Raw genomic sequence first — 16,944 nt, 5'->3', positions numbered from 1 at the left:
AGGGCGTGCCTCTGCGGTTTATGCGCTTTTGGCTGATGGTTTAGTTATACGCTTTTTGCGGCATAGTCTTTTGCAGCATAGTCGCGCGCGCCAAAGATTGCCGTGCCAATGCGCACCAGCGTGCTGCCAGCGGTAATCGCCGCGCGCATGTCGTCCGTCATCCCCATAGAGAGTGTATCAATATGCGGATAAGTTGCGGACAACGTTTGGAACAGCGTTGCCATTTGTTTAAAAACCGCCAACTGCTGTTCGTAATCGGTTTCCGGTGCCGGAATCGCCATCAGGCCACGCAGTTGCAGATTAGGTAACGCGGCGACGCTGGCGGCAAGCTCCGCGAGTTCAGCCACCATAATGCCGGATTTGCTCGGTTCACTGCTGATATTAATCTGCAATAGCACATTTAACGGCGGCAACGTGGCCGGACGTTGTTCACTCAGACGCTGCGCGATGCGTAGCCGATCTACGGTATGAAACCAGTCAAAATTCTCGGCCACCAGCCGACTTTTGTTTGACTGTAACGGACCGATAAAGTGCCATTCCAGCGGCGTAGTCGGGTGGTTTTCCTGGAAATAATGAATTTTCTCCACGCCTTCCTGAACATAGTTCTCGCCAAACGCCTTTTGCCCTGCCGCGATGGCTTCTTCGATCGCGCTCACAGGTTTGGTTTTACTGACTGCAAGTAGCGTAATTTCTTCTGGTGCTCGCGCGCAATGCACAGCGGCGGTGGCGATTTGCTGCCGGATGTCCTGTAGATTCTGCTGGATTGTCGTCATGGTTGTTCAGGAGGTTATCTATGGAATTGGATGAGTGGATGGTGCGTAGTGTAAAACATAATGCCTCGGATCTGCACCTTTGTAGCGGCCACCCTCCGGTGCTACGAGTGGATGGGCGGCTACAGCCTGAAAATACCTTACCACGTTTAACGCCGGAGCAGGTGGCGCAATGGTGCAATGCCTGGCTCGAACCCGCGCAGCGAGAGCAACTGCGGCAGTTTGGTCAGGTGGACGGCGCGTTAATGCTGCCCGATGGGCAACGTCTGCGGGTGAATGTGTTTCGCCAGCGGGAAGGGCTGTCTGCGGCGCTGCGTATTATTCCGTCGGCTCAGCCTTCATTGGACGGGCTACAGGCGCCACCCGTTCTGTCGATGCTGCTGGAGAAACCGAACGGACTGATCCTGATTACTGGTGCGACGGGGAGTGGCAAGTCCACGACGCTGGCAGCCATGATCGGGGCGTTAAACGACAGCAGCGATCGCCATGTGATTACACTGGAGGATCCGATCGAGTTTATCCATGTCAGCCGGCGTTGCCTGATTCAACAGCGAGAGATCGGTGCACACAGCGCGTCTTTTGCGCAGGCGTTACGGGCGGCATTGCGGGAAGATCCCGATGTGATTCTGCTGGGGGAACTTCGTGATACAGAGACGATTCGGCTGGCGCTGACGGCGGCGGAAACCGGCCATCTGGTGTTATCTACGCTGCATACACGCAGCGCATCGCAGGCGGTCGATCGTCTGATTGACGTCTTTCCCGGTGAAGAAAAAGCCTATGTTCGCAGCCAGCTCGCCACCTGTTTGCAGGCCGTGGTGACGCAAAGGCTGTTGCCTGTAGCGCAAGGCGGCCGCATTGCGCTTTATGAAGTGCTGACGGCGACTGCGGCGGTCAGCAACCTGATTCGGGAAGGGAAAACGCATCAGCTTCCCGGCCTGATTCAAACGGGAACGGCGGCGGGAATGCAAACGTTCGAGCAAAGCTACCAGCAGCGCTGTCGGGATGGGCTTATTTCACACAGTTGCGCCCTTGCCGTTTAGCCGCATAGAGGTTTTTATCGGCTAACTGAATCCAGTCCTCAACGGAAGCAAGGTCGGAACGGTAAGCGGCAATCCCCGCGCTGATCGTGAAATGCAGAGTCTGGCATTCGTATTCCAGCGTATGTAGCTCAATCGCCTTACGGATACGCTCGATGGTCATCGCCGCCGTTTCATAAGAGACATCTTTTAGCAGTATAATGAACTCTTCTCCCCCAAGGCGGGCGACGAGATCCTCCTGACGTAGCGACATGCGCATGAGCATCGCCAGCTCTTTGAGGACGGCATCGCCAGCCAGATGACCGTATTGATCGTTGATGCTTTTGAATAAATCGATGTCAATAATTGCCAGACAGCTTTTGTCCGTCTGCTGGTGTTGCTGCTTGTGCAGAAAAAAGGCGTTGGCTTGTTCGAAGAAACTGCTGCGATTGGGTAGGCCGGTAAGAAAATCATGCCCCGCGTGAAAACGCAGAGAGGCTTCTATCTGTGCTCGCTCATCTTCCCGTGAACGGGCGTGAATAATGATGCCGAGCGTTTTCACCAGCGGAGCCAGTAGCTCGATCATCGTTTGATCATAACCTTCCCGACGGTTAGCCAGTGCGATCATTCCGATCGCTTTGCCGTTGTGAGTGATAGGGATCCCCAATAGGGAATAGAGTGCGGGATGGATAGGCGGGAGGTCCCGGCCAGCCTTTTGTCTCAGCAGATTATTGGTGCACACCACCGTATTGTGGGTGACCACGTGACCAAACAGATTATCCAGTTTACGGAGCCTCAGGCCGCCGTGGGTTCTGCGCTGGTTTCTGTACCAGGCCAGCGTATCTTCATCCCAGGCAAGATTGGATATGGCGGGAATGTAGAGCGACTGACCGTCTTCGTCTTCCTGCAACGTGGCAATGAAGCCGAAGGTGCTATTGGTGACGTCAAGCAGCCGTTCAAAGACTTTATCGCAGGCGGAGGGCAGATTATGGTCGAGCAGAAAGCTATCGTGGACTGATAGCAGGATATCGAGAATGATGCCTTGCTGGTGGGCTTTTTTTTCGGTTTCGACGTTCTGTGTGATGTTGTGAGCATATTTAATGATTTTCCTCACATTGCCGTCGCTATCCATGATCGGGCTGTAGGTCGCTTGTATCCAGTATGAATGGTTGTCTTTGCCCAGCCGGTGGAAGCGCCCGCTGATGGGGTGACCGCGGTGCAGGGTCTCCCAAAACGTTTGATAGTCGGCTTGTTCGGTATCAACGGGATTGCAGAGTAGTCTGTGGTGCTGACCGAGTAATTCCTTTTCCTCATAGCCCGTTAGCACCAGATAATGTTTATTGATGTGGGTAATATAGCCGTCTTTATCAAACTCGATTACGCCTTGCGCGTTCTCAATCGCATCCAGCCGTGCGCGATGCTCTGACACAAGAAGTCTTTCCTGCGTAATATCCGTTGCCAGTTTTATGATGCCGATACGTCGGCCTTTATCATCAATAATTGGCGTATAAGCAGCATGGAGCCAAATAATTTCTCCTTTTTGCGTTTTTCGCTGGAATTCCCCTGCGTTGATATTTCCTTTCACCACATCGTGCCAGAAATGATCGTGTTTTTGGCGCTGGGCTTCTGGCAGAAAAAATGTGTGATTTTTCTGAATAATATCTTCTTTTTTATAGCCCAGCATTTTGCAAAAAAGAGGATTAGCTTCAACCAGTTTTCCTGCCAGATCGAATTCGGCAATGGCATAAATGGAATCAAGCGCGTGCAGTTTGGCTTCACTGTCAAACCTGGTAATCAAATCAACTGACTGATTATTCATGTTTATCTCTGCCTATATTCTTTCTGTCTTTATCCTTGATTCGCTGTTGTCAGAGGTGTGATTTTATCGTGATGCCGTCTGTGGTGTTATCGGGCGATCGGCAGTCCCCCCCTTTTTTTACGCGAAAATCAATGGGACGAATTAATAAAATAGCCTGCTATTGATTAGATTAATAAATATTATATCGGAATGTAATTAATGGCCGGAAACGTACGGCAAATATCACCAATAAGGAATGCTTCTCATTGTCTTTTTATTCAATACATTAAGGTAATTACGTTGACCATTTTTACGTTGAAACTCTACTTATACGCTTATGTGTAAAAACAGAGAATAGCGGTAAAAAAATAATACTCAAATTCTCTGAAAGTATACCTATAAAATAAGTGCATTAAGTATGAAGAGGGGTCCTGCCTTGTTCGATTATTTATTCGTCTTTTAAAGAGGATGGTGTAAGTAGTGGATTGATGGGAGGATGCCTGTGGCCAGCGCTGAGGCCGACCACAGGCGGTGTAATACACCCGCAGATTAGGAAAGGCGAGGCTCTACCTGAAACAGCGCCATCGATCGCATGAGCTGCTGAGACTGCTGCTCCAGCGATTGCGTAGTCGCGGATGAGGCTTTGACGAGCTGTGCATTGTGTTGAGCGACTTTGTCGATTTGTGTGAAAGCGACGTTAACCTGTTCGATACCGCGATGCTGCTCTTGCGTGGCAGTGGAAATATCTCGCATCAGTTGCGTAATGCGGATGATTTCTTCGGTCACTTCATCCATGGTTTCACCCGCTTTAGAAGCCAATTCCAGCCCTTCAGACACGCGCGTCTGGGAATCCAGAATCAGCGAGCGGATCTCTTTTGCTGCCTGAGAGCTATGCTGCGCCAGATTACGAACTTCTCCGGCGACGACGGCAAAGCCTCTGCCTTGTTCGCCTGCACGAGCGGATTCGACGGAGGCGTTCAGCGCCAGAATATTGGTCTGAAACGCGATGCCGTCAATGACGCTGAGGATGTCATTGATGCGTTTAGCGCTGACGGCGATCTCCTGCATTTTCTCAATCACGTAACAGACGGATTCGTTGCTGCGGCTGCTGGTGTTCGAGACGTTGTTGGCGAGTTGGTGCGCGAGTTCGGCATGGTCGGCATTGAGCTTCACCGTGGCGCTGAGTTGCTCCATGCTTGCTGCCGTCTGTTCCAGTGCAGCAACGGATTCTTCGGTGCGTTGGGCAAGCTGGGTGTTCTCTTCAAAGAGTTCGCGGCTGCCGAGATCGATTTGCGTACTGGCATCGCGTACCTGGCTAACCGACTCCAGCAGCGCACCCTGCATGCGGCTGATGGCATCATTAAGTCTACCCAGTTCGTTGTCTCCGCCTTGAATCAGGCGACGGGTCAGGTTACCAGCGGCCACCTGCTCCAGTTGCTCAATGGCATAATCCAGCGGTTTGAGCAGCATGTGTCGCAGTGCGATCCAGGCTAAGACAACCAACGTGATAGACAGCAGGCAGGCAACGGCAATCAGCAATAGCATCATGTTCTCGTTACGTTCGGACTGTGCCAGCCCTTGTTCGGACAGCTGTTGGGCATACTGACGAAAGTTTTGGATCGATAAATCAAAGGCTTCACTCAGCGGGCCGAGCTGCTTTTCCAGAACGTCATAATATTCGTCGGTATACTGTTTTTGCAGCGCGCTCAGCATTGGGGTCATGCCCTGTTGAAAATAGGCCTGATAGGTTTTTAATACCTCCTGCGCGAGCGCCTGCTGCTTCGGATCGGCATTGGCTGATTTGATCACGCGGTCAATATCCTCCTGCGATTGGCTGAGGTGTTTCTCTACGACCCCAGTTTCCTTCGCCCCGTCGTCCAGTAGGCCGATTTCGATTTTCCTGACGGCGAGCGTTGCCGAGGCGCGTGCGCTGAGCGTTTGGTTATAGCCGCTCATCAGGTTGCCCAGCTCAATGCCCTGAATCTGGTTTTGCGCGGTCAGCGTTTCTCTGTCCTTCTTAATCGCGACTACGCCCATGCTGCTGACGATAAGTAGCAACAGGGTGGTTAACAGCAATAACGTTAATAAGCCGGTACGAATAGAAATATTTTTCAACCTCATGGTGTCCTTTTCCTTACGCCGCCTTCGTCGGTGATAAACCAGTCATCATTGGGTGTGGTGTGTGTAACTAAAGAGAATACGTTATCTGTGTTGCGGTGAGATAAAATTAAAAAGATATGGCAGGGATAAACACGGGCGGTAAGAAGGGCGTAGTTGAGCGCTTCTCGCAACACAAAGGGGATAAATAATTAGCCGTAGCGTTTACGCCTGGTTTATTATCTGTCAATAGCGTTGGTTTTTCAGGGGCGTACTTAAGACGCCGGTTAATGATACCCAGAGGTATCCGAGGTTTATGTGCAGTTAACAAGTTTCACGGATTATGGTTTGCGAGCGCTGATTTATATGGCGTCGCTGCCGGGCGGGAAAATGACCAGCATTTCTGAGGTAACGGAAGTGTATGGCGTGTCCCGTAATCATATGGTCAAAATTATCAATCAACTTAGTCGTGCTGGGTTGGTGATGGCTGTGCGTGGCAAGAATGGCGGTATCCGTCTTGGAAAACCGGCTGAAACCATCCGAATTGGCGATGTCGTGCGCGAATTGGAGCCGCTCACGCTGGTTAACTGTAGCCATGAGTTTTGCCACATTACGCCAGCCTGTCGCTTAAAGCAGGTGCTTCAACAGGCGGTACAAAATTTCCTGCATGAGCTGGATCAATACACGCTGGCTGATATGGTCAAAGAAAACCCGCCGCTTTATAAATTATTATTGGTTGAATGAGTTTTGTTCAGCCTCCTGCTGATGACAACGGAGGAACCGCAATGTCACAAGATCCATTCCTGGAACGAGAAGCAGAAAAATACGAATCCCCCATCCCCAGTCGTGAATATATTTTGGCGCACATCGCCAAGCGCGATACCCCGATTAGCCGGGAAGAATTAGCCGCCGACCTGCAATTAACCGGAGAAGAACCCCTCGAAGCGCTGCGCCGCCGTCTGCGCGCGATGGAGCGCGATGGTCAGCTGATTTTTACCCGCCGTCAGTGCTATGCGTTGCCGGAAAAACTCGATCTGCTGCGTGGTACGGTTATCGGTCACCGCGATGGCTTCGGCTTCCTACGTGTGGAAGGCCGCAAAGACGATCTGTATCTATCAGCTGAAGAGATGAAACGGGCGATTCACGGCGATGTTGTGCTGGCACAGCCGCTGGGCGCGGATCGTAAAGGACGGCGTGAAGGGCGCATTGTGCGCGTGCTGGAACCGCGTACCGGGCAAATTGTCGGCCGCTATTTTGTCGATGCGGGTGTCGGGTTCGTTGTACCGGATGACAGTCGTCTGAGCTTCGATATTCTGATCCCGAAAGAAGAAATTAATGGTGCCCGCATGGGCTTCGTTGTGGTGGTAGAGCTGACGCAACGCGCCACACGCCGCACGAAAGCGGTCGGTAAGATCGTCGAGATCCTCGGTGACAATATGGGCACAGGGCTGGCGGTGGATATCGCCCTGCGCACCCACGATATTCCGCACACCTGGCCGCCGAAAGTGGAAGAGCAGGTGAAGGATCTCTCCGAAGAGGTGCCGGAAGCGGCGAAAAAAGGCCGTGTGGATCTGCGTAAGCTGCCGTTGGTGACGATTGATGGCGAAGATGCCCGCGATTTTGATGACGCGGTGTACTGCGAGAAGAAACGCGGCGGCGGCTGGCGGCTGTGGGTTGCCATCGCGGACGTGAGCTATTACGTGCGGCCGAATACGCCACTTGACCATGAAGCGCGGGCGCGTGGCACCTCGGTGTATTTTCCGTCTCAGGTGGTTCCGATGCTGCCGGAAGTGCTGTCGAACGGCCTATGTTCGCTTAACCCGCAGGTCGATCGTCTGTGTATGGTGTGTGAAATGACCATCTCGGCGCAGGGCAAGCTGTCGTCTTACAAGTTCTATGAAGCAGTGATGAGTTCACACGCGCGTCTGACCTACACCAAGGTGTGGAACATTCTGCAAGGTGACGCCGAGCTGCGTGAGCACTACAAACCGCTGGTGGGCGGGCTGGAAGAGCTGCACCACATGTATAAGGTGCTTGAGCACGCGCGTGAAGTGCGCGGCGGCATCGCGTTCGAAACCGAAGAAGCGAAGTTCATTTTTAACGCCGAGCGCCGTATCGACCGTGTGGAAGCCGTGGTGCGTAACGATGCCCACAAGCTAATTGAAGAGTGCATGATTCTGGCGAATATCTCCGCCGCGAGATTTGTGGAGAAAAACGAAGAGCCTGCGCTGTTCCGCGTACACGATCAGCCGAGTGAAGATCATGTATTAGCCCTGCGCAGCGTGCTGGGCGAGCTGGGGCTGACGCTGAAAGGCGGAATGAAGCCACAGCCGAAAGACTACGCGGAATTGATGAATGAGGTAGCGGAGCGTCCCGATCGGGAAATGCTGCAAACTATGCTACTGCGTTCCATGAAGCAGGCGATTTATGACCCGGAAAATCGGGGTCACTTCGGTCTGGCATTGACGTCTTACGGCCACTTTACGTCGCCGATTCGTCGTTATCCTGACCTGTCGCTGCACCGTGCGATTAAATATCTGCTGAGCAATCGCCATGAGCGTTGGACACCAACGGGCGGCTGGCATAGCGATATTAACGAGATGCTACAGCTGGGCATGCATTGTTCGATGACGGAGCGCCGTGCGGATGAAGCGACGCGCGACGTTGCGGACTGGCTGAAGTGCGACTTTATGCAGGATCACGTGGGGGAAGTCTTTACGGGAATCATCTCCAGCGTGACCGGCTTTGGCTTCTTCGTGCGTCTGAAAGATCTGTTTATTGATGGGCTGGTGCATGTTTCTACGCTGGATAATGACTACTACCGTTACGATAATATCGGTCAGCGCCTGATCGGTGAATCGCGCGGGCAGGTTTATCGCCTGGGCGATGAAGTCGAAATTCGCGTTGAGGCGGTGCATATGGATGAGCGCAACATTGATTTTGCGCTGATTTCCAGCACGCGCAAGGTCCGTGGCGAAGGGAAAACCGCGCGCGACCGCGCGAAGAAACCGGAATCGCGTGAGGCTAAGCCAGCCCGACGTCGTCGCAGCGCCAGCAAAGCGCCAGCAAACTTTGAACCGGATGCCGCGTTCCGTAAAGAAGGCGACCGCAACGCGAAATCGGATAAGCCAAAAGCCAAACCGAAAAAGAACCGCGATAAAGCGAAAAAGAACGCGGAAAAAACGCGTAAAATCGCCGCCGCAACCAAAGCGAAACGGGCGAAGAAAAAGTCTGCTGAGTAAGGTTAGCGAATCTGCGCCCTCCCCTGTGAAGGGGAGGGCAGGGGCAAACCGCTATCTCTAAATTAACGGGCACCGCCTGTTATGGTTAATTTGAAGAGTATCAATGAGCGAAATTATTTACGGTATCCATGCGGTTAAAGCACTGCTTGAGCGCGATCCACAGCGTTTTCTGGAAGTTTTTGTTCTGAAAGGGCGCGACGATCGTCGCCTTCAGCCTGTGGTTGCGGAGCTGGAAGCGCAGGGCATCGTCATTCAAGTGGCGAATCGCCAATGGCTGGATAAGCAGGCTGATGACGCGGTGCATCAGGGGATCGTAGCGAAGGTCAAAGAAGGGCGGAAATATCAGGAAAACGATCTGCCTGCGCTGTTAGACAATCTGGAAACGCCTTTCCTGCTGATATTGGATGGCGTGACCGATCCCCACAACCTGGGCGCGTGCTTGCGTAATGCGGACGGCGCCGGTGTGCATGCGGTGATCGTGCCGCGCGATCGTTCTGCGCAACTGAATGCGACAGTGAAGAAGGTTGCCTGTGGCGCGGCGGAAACCGTACCGGTTATCAGCGTGACCAATCTGGCTCGTACCATGCGCCTGTTGCAGGAACGTAATATCTGGATTGTTGGCACGGCGGGTGAAGCGGATCACACGCTGTATCAGAGCAAGCTGACCGGGCCGCTGGCGCTGGTGATGGGCGCGGAAGGGGAAGGTATGCGTCGTTTGACTCGTGAACACTGCGATGAACTGATCAGTATTCCGATGGCGGGCAGTGTGTCTTCACTGAATGTGTCGGTTGCTACTGGCGTGTGTCTGTTTGAGGCTGTTCGCCAACGGGCGTAATCAGCACGGTGATTGATAGCAGCGGGGTGCCATGAGGCACCCCGCTGTCGTTGGGATTATGCAGCAGATGTCAGTCTGCGAACCTCGTGTTGCGAAGGCTGTAAAAGCCGGAAAACAGACACTGCATCAGAAAGTACGATCGCCTGCTGTTCCAGCGACTGAGCGGCAGAAGAGGATTGCTCCACCAGCACGGTGTTTTGCTGCGTGTTCTGATCCATTTCTATAATGGCCTGACCGACCTGAGAAATACCGCGATGCTGCTCGTCAGACGCGGTAGTAATGTCTTTCATGATGGCGTGGACTTGCGTCACTGAATGGACAATCCCTTCCATCGTTTTCCCCGCACCGTTAACGAGCGCCGCGCCGTTATTAATCTGCGAAACCGACTCACCAATGAGCGTATCGATCTCTTTGGCCGCCTGCGCGCTGCGCTGTGCCAGATTACGTACTTCGCTGGCGACAACGGCGAAACCACGGCCTTGCTCACCGGCTCTTGCCGCCTCTACCGCAGCATTGAGCGCCAGAATATTGGTTTGAAACGCGATGCTGTTGATCATTGAGGTAATTTCAGCGATGCGATGTGAGCTTTGCGCAATATCGTGCATGGTGTTGACGGCTTTAGAAACCTGCTCTCCCCCTTGATTTGCGGTGTCAGAAGCATCCATAACCAGTCGGTTGGCCTGATGGGCGTTATCGGCATTCTGTTTCACCGTTGACGTCAGCTGTTCCATACTGGCAGCGGTTTCTTCAAGTGCGGCAGCTTGTTGCGTTGTGCGAGAAGAGAGGTCGGTGTTACCGGCAGAAATTTCCCCAGCAGCATAGGAAATCTGGTTTGCGCTGAGGCGAATTTTATCAATCATGCTGTGCAAGTTGTTGTTCATCTGCCCCATGGCTGAAATCAGCTGGCCCAGCTCATCGCGGCGTTCGTTGTGAAGCTGTACGGTAAGGTCGCCTTCCGCAATCGCGCGGGTGGCGTGTAGCGCCTGATGTAGCGGGCGTACAATCTGTCGTGAGATAACGATGGCTGTGGTCAGACCGAGTATGATGGCGATAAGTGTGATCACGCCCAGCTGTATATCGCTGCTAATAACGTTACGGCCCGCGCGGCTCTCTTCCGTGAAGTAAAGCTTATTGATGTTTTCCTGCAACCCCGCCATTTGATCGTTTAATTCACTGAGCCGCTGTTGGCTGACATCCGGGCTCATAACCTGCTGGCGCTGTGAAATATAGGCGTTGAGGGATGCGCTGATATCCTGAATTGCGCTTTTATCTTCCGTTGGCCAATGACCGGTGTCGATCGCTTTCAGCAGTGCTGAGAGTTCTTCCTTAATGTTACCGATCGCACTATCGTGCTGTTCGAGATACTGCGCTTTACGCTCCAACGCATAACCAAAGTTGCCTTCCCGCGCGACAACGGTTTTGTCATACATAGCGCCAAGACGACTGATGCGTTTTAACGACTGATCGCTATTGTTTAATCCGTAAAAGCCGACCATGGAGAGAATCACTCCCATGATGAGCAATAAACCAAATCCTACCAATAACTTTCGCGTTACAGACAGGTTTTGAAATGACATCCAGCGCAGCATAAACCTCTTCCTTTCGTTCATTAATTATTTATCTATTTTTCCGTCATTGCAGGCCAAGAACGGATGCGTTGTCGTTGTGTATTTGTCTAAATTGTGTGTTTGTATAAATTGCGTGTCTGTGTAAAAAGGCAGGTGATGAATGTGAAACGGGCACTATCTAACTGATAAAAAATGCCTTATCTGTTATCGGTATTTCAGGCGCAATGCTTATCCGTTTTCTTAAAAAATGTGAGGAGACTCGTGCGGATATGATGGCCGGGGGGATAAAGCGCTCCGTTGGGGGTTCCTGCATTGCTTATCACGTAAAGTCATGTATAAACGCTTTGCTATGCAAGAATCATCTATATTCTTCATGCTTCCTCTTATTATTGCTGATGCGCCAACGGGGCTCATTTAAAAGGAATATCGCTATGCCTATTGTTACGTCGCTACTCGCTTTCGCGTCCTATTTCTTTATCGGATTTGCCATGGTACTGGCCTTTCTGTTTATCTACACCCGCGTCACGCCGCATGATGAATGGGCGTTGATTAAAGAGAACAACGGTACGGCAGCCATTGGGTTTGGTGGGGCGTTAATTGGTTATGTCATCCCGCTTTCCAGTGCGGCGATTAATTCCGTGAGTCTGGTAGATTACATTACCTGGGGCGTGGTGGCGCTGGTGGTGCAATTGCTGATTTATTTCGCTGTCCGTCTGTATATGCCGCGTCTCAGCCAGCATATCCAGAATAACGATATGGCCTCTGGCGCCTTTCTCTGCGCGGCCTCGCTCAGCGGCGGGATTCTGAATGCGGCGTGTATGTCGTATTAATGTGATGTTGCATGACAATACCGAGAATCTGCCCGTTATTTTTTATGGTGGACTGCTTTTGTGTCCGCCATCCTCGTTGACCGCATTTTGACAACCTGTCCCGCAGATTCAGCGGTACAGCACGGCACGCGCGAACCACATGCCGGGGAGCGTTGCGGCCTCGGATTTCAGCACTATCACGTAATAGCGCGCACCGGAGGCATTAATACTGTTCACTTAAGCGTGGATTTAGGGGGAAACACGGTGATGAGGTTCCCGCAGGGATACCTCGCACCGTGGTAGCCCCCGGTATCTCGGTTCTTAAACGATCGGCATCACACCGGAGGCATCGGCTTTTTGTTGAAGGGCGCGATCTACATCATCTGCGTTTCCGCGCATGCTCACCGAAATCGTCCCCATTTTTTTCCAACTGGCTGGTTTGCGCATAGCGAATTTCGAGGGCGTTCTCCGCGGGCGGCGGTGGCGCGACAGGCTTTCCTTGTATGATCTGGCAGCCCGATAGCATCAGTATTAAGGGTAAGAAAAGTATCCGCACGATGTTCATCGTTTCAGCCTGATAGGAATCGATAGCGGGAGTGTAACGCTATCGCCGGGCCGATGGCATTCTCTTTAAGAGGGAAAAATAACGGGCGGCAGTCGGTGCCCGCCCGTGAGTTGAGGTTAGCGCGGCGTGACCAGCGTGAAATCTTCGCCTTTGAAGACTTTTACCGGATTGCCGCGTTCGATCTGATGGTGGAACAGACGCCGCTGTGCCCGTAGTTCAGCATGCTGCTGTTGCTGTAACGCTTCCAGACGATAGGCGATGAGATAACAGGCCAGACGCTTGTTTGCGTGCTGGCTGCGTTCACTCTGCACTTTCACCGTGATGCCGCTGGCGACATGGGTGGCGCGAACGGCAGATTCGGTTTTATTCACATGCTGTCCGCCGGGGCCGGAGGATTTCGTGGTTTCAAAACGAATCTCGTTATCGGCAAACGCCTGTTCCTGATGAAAGCGCGCGACGCCGATAAACCAGTTCTTGCGTCCGCCACCTTTACGCCAGGGGCTATTGCAGGTCCACTGAAGCGTGCCGCACCAACTAGCAGCCAGCGATTCCGCTTGGTCACCGTTTAGCAGCACCAGTGCGGAACGCAGCGTACCGGCGCGTTTTCCTGCTTCGGTTTCGATGATGTCACATTCGATACCTTGCCGTGCTGCATCCTGTGCCAGAGCCTGCAACGCTTTTGCCGTTGCCAGCATGCATTCCTCCGGTCCCTGCGCGGCGGAGAGCTGAAGTAATATCATTTATCCTCCCCGCGCGTTTTGTAAGTGAGAACCGGTTTCAGGCGCGCAATCAACGTGATTAATCCCGCCTGCTGCATCGCGCCGATCACGCTGTCTATCGGTTTATAGGCCTCGGGCGCTTCCTGAAAAATCAGCTGCCTGTCCTGACAAATCACGCGGCTGCCGAAGCGGGTTCGCGCCAGTTGCTGAACGCTGTAACGTGAAGACAGCCGATCTTTACACTCCGTGCGCATCCATTTTCTGCCTGCGCCATGCGCCAGCGAATACAGGCTGTCTGCGTGAGGAATGGGTTGCACAAGATAGCTGTAGTCGCCACGAGAACCGGGAATGATGACCGGGCCGCAGTCGGCAGGCGTTGCGCCTTTGCGGTGCAGCCAGCCGGAAATGCCTTCAATCGTTGTCGGTGTCACCAGATTGTGGTTCACGTCCAGTGCGGCATCGCCTTCCGTATGCCAGCGATCCAGCATCCGCTGTGCGATCAGCCGCCGATTATTGGTGGCAAACGTCAGCGCGAACTGGTGCTGTTCCAGATAGGCTTGTGCGGCAGGCGTGTTGGCTTCAAGCCCCTGATGGCCGAATTCTCGCACGTGGGCTTCCAGTATGGTTTGCCCTAATCCTCGCGAGCCGCTGTGAACGAGCAACAACAGTTGTTTAGGATCGATGTGCAGAGCGTGCAGCGCATCTGGCTGATAGATTTCATCAAGCTGCTGTAATTCCGCAAAGTGGTTACCGCCGCCGATGGTGCCCAGCGAATAGCGGAAATCCGCCAGCGATGGGGGAATTTCGATATCGTCTTCCTGTGGACCATCGATATTACCAAGCCGCTTTTCCAGCTTATCCAACGAAATCTTGTTGGCATTAAGGCCAGTGCGCCATAGCGCCATGCCGCAGCCGATATCGTTGCCAACCAGCGCCGGATAGAAGCGCTGTTGTGAGAAAAAGGCGGCGCCAATAGGGTAGCCGCGTCCCGGATGCAAATCTGGCATACCGGCCACGCGAACCATATCGGGAAGTTGTGATGTAATGTGAAGCTGTTGGATTGCTTTATCTTCAATCCAGGTATTTTCAGTCGCGATCACACTGACGCGCGCCGAAATAGAGCGAATAGCATTGCCCATAGATCATCCTGCTGATCAATTTAAAAATAGGGTAAGGCAGGCTACAGCTGGGGGGATAACGCAAAGCGGAAAAGAATGCGGAATTAGTCCCGAGATGTCCTGCAAAGAATCAGAGTAATGGTTGTCATGATGTCGTCTCCTTTGTCAGTTGGGGGATGGGTGAAAAAACGTCGGCATAATACGCAAGTGGGAGCCATCGTGCAATATCTGCAACACGATGGCCGTGATGTGTTTTCCCGCTTTTGCGCCACAGGATAAAGTAGCGGCACAAAAGCGGATAGCTCACCAGCTTAAATACGGAAGACGCTGACCAGTTCGCTGAGGTGATGGCCTTTCTGGCGCAGACTCTGTGCGGTGTCTTCCGAGTTGTTGACCAGAATGGTGTTTTCCTGCGTTGCCTGACCAATCTGTACAATCGCGATATTCACTTGGCCAATCCCGGCGGACTGCTCGCGTGAGGCGATATCAATATCGTTCACGATGGTACTGACCTGCAAGATGCGGTTGCGCAAATCATCCATTACCGCCTGCGTTTTTTCTGAGAAATGGTAACCCGCTTCGATTTTCTCCAGCGACTCATCAATCAGGGTTTCGATCTCTTTCACGGCGGTAGAACTGCGCTGTGCCAGCGCGCGAACTTCCGCAGCAACCACCGCGAAGCCTCGGCCGTGCTCACCCGCACGAGCGGCTTCAACTGCCGCATTCAGCGCCAGAATATTGGTCTGGAACGCGATAGATTCGATCACCGTCGTGATATCGGCAATTCGCTGTGAGGAGTTCTTGATGTCGCTCATCGTAGAGACGGAGTCGGTGACGGTCTGGCTGCCGTTACGTGCCGCTGCGGCGCTCTCTTCTGCCAGCCCTTTGGCGGCGGAGACGTTGTCGGCGTTCTGCTTCACGCTGGCGGAGAGTTGCTCCATGCTGGCAGAGGTTTCTTCGACGCTACTGGCCTGGCGGGCAATCTGCTCGCTGATGTTTTCGCTATCGGCAGCCAATGCATCGGTCGCGGTGCTGATTTCTTCTGCCGAGTTTCTCACCTGTGACACAATGGTGGTCAGCCCCTGTCCGATGCCGTTAATGGCATTAATCAGGCGACCTACTTCGTCGGTACGATCGGTGGAGAGCGTTGCTGTCAGGTTACCGGCAGAAAACTGTTCCGCCACCTTGACGACTTCAACCAGCGGCTGGCTCAGCCATTTACGTGTCAGCACGACAAAGAATGCAGCGAAGAGCAGAACCAGAATAATGCCGCCACCCAAAAATAAATTACGAGTGTCATTAACCTCAGCCATTAGGCTTTCTTTGCTTACGGCTCCCGCAACAATCCAGTGCCATTGTGGAATGCTGCGATACACCATGATTCGGGTTTTTTCTTCACCCGTCATCGTGTTGTTGTCGTATTCGATCGTCCCATTACCGGTTGCCAACACTTTCTCTAACGCCCCTTCTGACCAGTCAGGGCGTTGGTTGGCATTACTTTGGTGGTAAAGATAGTTGCCCGCATCTTTTCCTTTTTTCGTACTAAGAACAAAGAAATGGCCTGTCTCACCTATTTTCTTGTTCAGAATCGTTTGTTGCATCTCGGTAAACTGCTTCGTGATGTCGACACCGACGAAAAGAATGCCGATAACCTTATTGGCACTGTCGCGTATCGGCTGATACTGGGTGATGTATTGTTTGCCGAATAGCGTTGCTAGCCCACTGTAGGTGTCACCTTTTACCACGAGCGCATAGGCTGGGCTTTCGCGATCGAGCTTGGTGCCCATTGCGCGCGATCCATCTTCTTTTTTCAGTGACGTGGTGACGCGCGTAAAATCGTCTCCATCACGGACAAAAATCGTTGAGATCGCGTGAGTACGGCTCAGAAAGTCGTCCGGCACTTCGGTATTGAGGTTCAATACCGTATCGCCAGCCTTGAGCGTTGGTTGCGATGTGGTGCCGAAAGGCGTGCGGTTAACGGTATCCAGCGAAAACTGTGTTGGCAGAAAGCTTGCCAGCAGGCGCGTATAGTTGCTGACCTCGGCTTGCAGGCTGGTATCGTACATGTTGATCATGTCGGTGACGCCATTCACCTGGCTTTGCATGTCGTTGAGGGTCAGGGCTTTGAGCTGATTGCCTGCGGAGCGGGTGAGGGATAGGGTGAACGCAATGAAAAGTATCGCCACGCTTAATGAAGCGATGACCGATAACTTGATACCCAGGCCCCAGTGTTTAAAAGAAAGTCCCAACATATGTGTGTCTCTTATAATAAAAAAGGTTATTTTTTAGTCTTACTTCACATGCGTTAACGGCAGTAAATGAAAAAAAATTAATCACGGAGTGTAAACATTCATTTCAGTTATTGATCTGGATCAATGTGATTTTTTTATTTACATAAATGTGCCGA

General features: G+C 52.6%; 13 protein-coding genes. 5 read left to right on the top strand and 8 right to left on the bottom strand.

Features of this window, described 5'->3' with window-relative positions; all coding sequences use genetic code 11:
• Positions 1–44: 44 nt before the first annotated feature.
• Positions 45–773 carry a YggS family pyridoxal phosphate-dependent enzyme gene (locus tag LCF41_RS17610; protein WP_225085677.1) on the bottom strand — a complete coding sequence of 243 codons (729 nt, stop codon included), beginning with the start codon at positions 771–773 and terminating at the stop codon, positions 45–47.
• A gap of 20 nt (positions 774–793) precedes the next feature.
• Here LCF41_RS17610 and LCF41_RS17605 point away from each other — a divergent pair, with 20 nt between their 5' ends.
• Positions 794–1,810 (top strand): type IV pilus twitching motility protein PilT, encoded by a 1,017-nt coding sequence (locus tag LCF41_RS17605; RefSeq protein WP_225085676.1) that lies wholly within the window; start codon positions 794–796, stop codon positions 1,808–1,810.
• On the opposite strand, the gene LCF41_RS17600 is transcribed toward LCF41_RS17605, so the two are convergent.
• A complete protein-coding gene (locus LCF41_RS17600) occupies positions 1,779–3,605 on the bottom strand; it encodes a sensor domain-containing diguanylate cyclase (protein ID WP_225085675.1) in 1,827 nt (608 codons plus the stop codon). The two genes, LCF41_RS17605 and LCF41_RS17600, sit on opposite strands and share 32 nt — an antisense overlap.
• Before the next feature lie 528 nt (positions 3,606–4,133).
• On the bottom strand, positions 4,134–5,705 hold the full coding sequence (locus LCF41_RS17595) for a methyl-accepting chemotaxis protein (protein ID WP_225085674.1): 1,572 nt from the start codon (positions 5,703–5,705) through the stop codon (positions 4,134–4,136).
• Between the two features lie 294 nt (positions 5,706–5,999).
• On the opposite strand from LCF41_RS17595, the gene nsrR reads away from it, so the two are divergent.
• From nsrR to rlmB, 3 genes are all read left to right on the top strand, one after another.
• Positions 6,000–6,425, top strand: a complete 426-nt coding sequence (gene nsrR, locus LCF41_RS17590; RefSeq protein ID WP_010279087.1) for a nitric oxide-sensing transcriptional repressor NsrR — start codon at positions 6,000–6,002, stop codon at positions 6,423–6,425.
• A gap of 41 nt (positions 6,426–6,466) precedes the next feature.
• A complete protein-coding gene (rnr, locus tag LCF41_RS17585) occupies positions 6,467–8,923 on the top strand; it encodes a ribonuclease R (protein WP_225085673.1) in 2,457 nt (818 codons plus the stop codon).
• Between the two features lie 103 nt (positions 8,924–9,026).
• On the top strand, positions 9,027–9,758 hold the full coding sequence (gene rlmB, locus LCF41_RS17580) for a 23S rRNA (guanosine(2251)-2'-O)-methyltransferase RlmB (RefSeq protein WP_225085672.1): 732 nt from the start codon (positions 9,027–9,029) through the stop codon (positions 9,756–9,758).
• Positions 9,759–9,814: 56 nt separating this feature from the next.
• Here rlmB and LCF41_RS17575 read toward each other — a convergent pair whose 3' ends face one another.
• Positions 9,815–11,347: a methyl-accepting chemotaxis protein gene (locus LCF41_RS17575; protein ID WP_225085671.1), complete on the bottom strand. Its 1,533-nt coding sequence runs from the start codon at positions 11,345–11,347 to the stop codon at positions 9,815–9,817.
• Between the two features lie 410 nt (positions 11,348–11,757).
• Between LCF41_RS17575 and LCF41_RS17570 the strand changes: the two genes are divergently transcribed.
• Positions 11,758–12,156 carry a DUF350 domain-containing protein gene (locus LCF41_RS17570; protein ID WP_225085670.1) on the top strand — a complete coding sequence of 133 codons (399 nt, stop codon included), beginning with the start codon at positions 11,758–11,760 and terminating at the stop codon, positions 12,154–12,156.
• Positions 12,157–12,456: 300 nt separating this feature from the next.
• Here LCF41_RS17570 and LCF41_RS17560 read toward each other — a convergent pair whose 3' ends face one another.
• The 4 genes from LCF41_RS17560 to LCF41_RS17545 form a co-directional block, all read right to left on the bottom strand.
• The gene (locus LCF41_RS17560; protein ID WP_225085668.1) at positions 12,457–12,582 is read right to left on the bottom strand and encodes a YdgH/BhsA/McbA-like domain containing protein; all 126 of its coding nucleotides are present in this window, start codon (positions 12,580–12,582) and stop codon (positions 12,457–12,459) included.
• 234 nt (positions 12,583–12,816) lie between these two features.
• Positions 12,817–13,440, bottom strand: coding sequence for a peptide chain release factor H (prfH, locus tag LCF41_RS17555; RefSeq protein ID WP_225085667.1), 624 nt, complete (start codon positions 13,438–13,440; stop codon positions 12,817–12,819).
• Positions 13,437–14,558, bottom strand: coding sequence for an RNA ligase RtcB family protein (locus LCF41_RS17550; protein WP_225085666.1), 1,122 nt, complete (start codon positions 14,556–14,558; stop codon positions 13,437–13,439). Before LCF41_RS17550 ends, prfH begins: the two co-directional genes overlap by 4 nt.
• Before the next feature lie 290 nt (positions 14,559–14,848).
• A complete protein-coding gene (locus tag LCF41_RS17545) occupies positions 14,849–16,789 on the bottom strand; it encodes a methyl-accepting chemotaxis protein (protein WP_225085665.1) in 1,941 nt (646 codons plus the stop codon).
• Positions 16,790–16,944: the final 155 nt, after the last annotated feature.

Source organism: Pectobacterium colocasium, assembly GCF_020181655.1.
Taxonomy (GTDB): Bacteria; Pseudomonadota; Gammaproteobacteria; order Enterobacterales; family Enterobacteriaceae; genus Pectobacterium; species Pectobacterium colocasium.
The sequence above is the reverse complement of the archived record's forward strand: the minus strand, read 5'-3'. Positions and strand labels throughout refer to the sequence as shown.

Coding starts and splice junctions, on each gene's coding strand:
- LCF41_RS17610 (WP_225085677.1), bottom strand. CDS start 773: ATGACGACAATCCAGCAGAATCTACAGGACATCCGGCAGCAAATCGCC.
- LCF41_RS17605 (WP_225085676.1), top strand. CDS start 794: ATGGAATTGGATGAGTGGATGGTGCGTAGTGTAAAACATAATGCCTCG.
- LCF41_RS17600 (WP_225085675.1), bottom strand. CDS start 3,605: ATGAATAATCAGTCAGTTGATTTGATTACCAGGTTTGACAGTGAAGCC.
- LCF41_RS17595 (WP_225085674.1), bottom strand. CDS start 5,705: ATGAGGTTGAAAAATATTTCTATTCGTACCGGCTTATTAACGTTATTG.
- rnr (WP_225085673.1), top strand. CDS start 6,467: ATGTCACAAGATCCATTCCTGGAACGAGAAGCAGAAAAATACGAATCC.
- rlmB (WP_225085672.1), top strand. CDS start 9,027: ATGAGCGAAATTATTTACGGTATCCATGCGGTTAAAGCACTGCTTGAG.
- LCF41_RS17575 (WP_225085671.1), bottom strand. CDS start 11,347: ATGCTGCGCTGGATGTCATTTCAAAACCTGTCTGTAACGCGAAAGTTA.
- LCF41_RS17570 (WP_225085670.1), top strand. CDS start 11,758: ATGCCTATTGTTACGTCGCTACTCGCTTTCGCGTCCTATTTCTTTATC.
- LCF41_RS17560 (WP_225085668.1), bottom strand. CDS start 12,582: ATGCGCAAACCAGCCAGTTGGAAAAAAATGGGGACGATTTCGGTGAGC.
- prfH (WP_225085667.1), bottom strand. CDS start 13,440: ATGATATTACTTCAGCTCTCCGCCGCGCAGGGACCGGAGGAATGCATG.
- LCF41_RS17550 (WP_225085666.1), bottom strand. CDS start 14,558: ATGGGCAATGCTATTCGCTCTATTTCGGCGCGCGTCAGTGTGATCGCG.
- LCF41_RS17545 (WP_225085665.1), bottom strand. CDS start 16,789: ATGTTGGGACTTTCTTTTAAACACTGGGGCCTGGGTATCAAGTTATCG.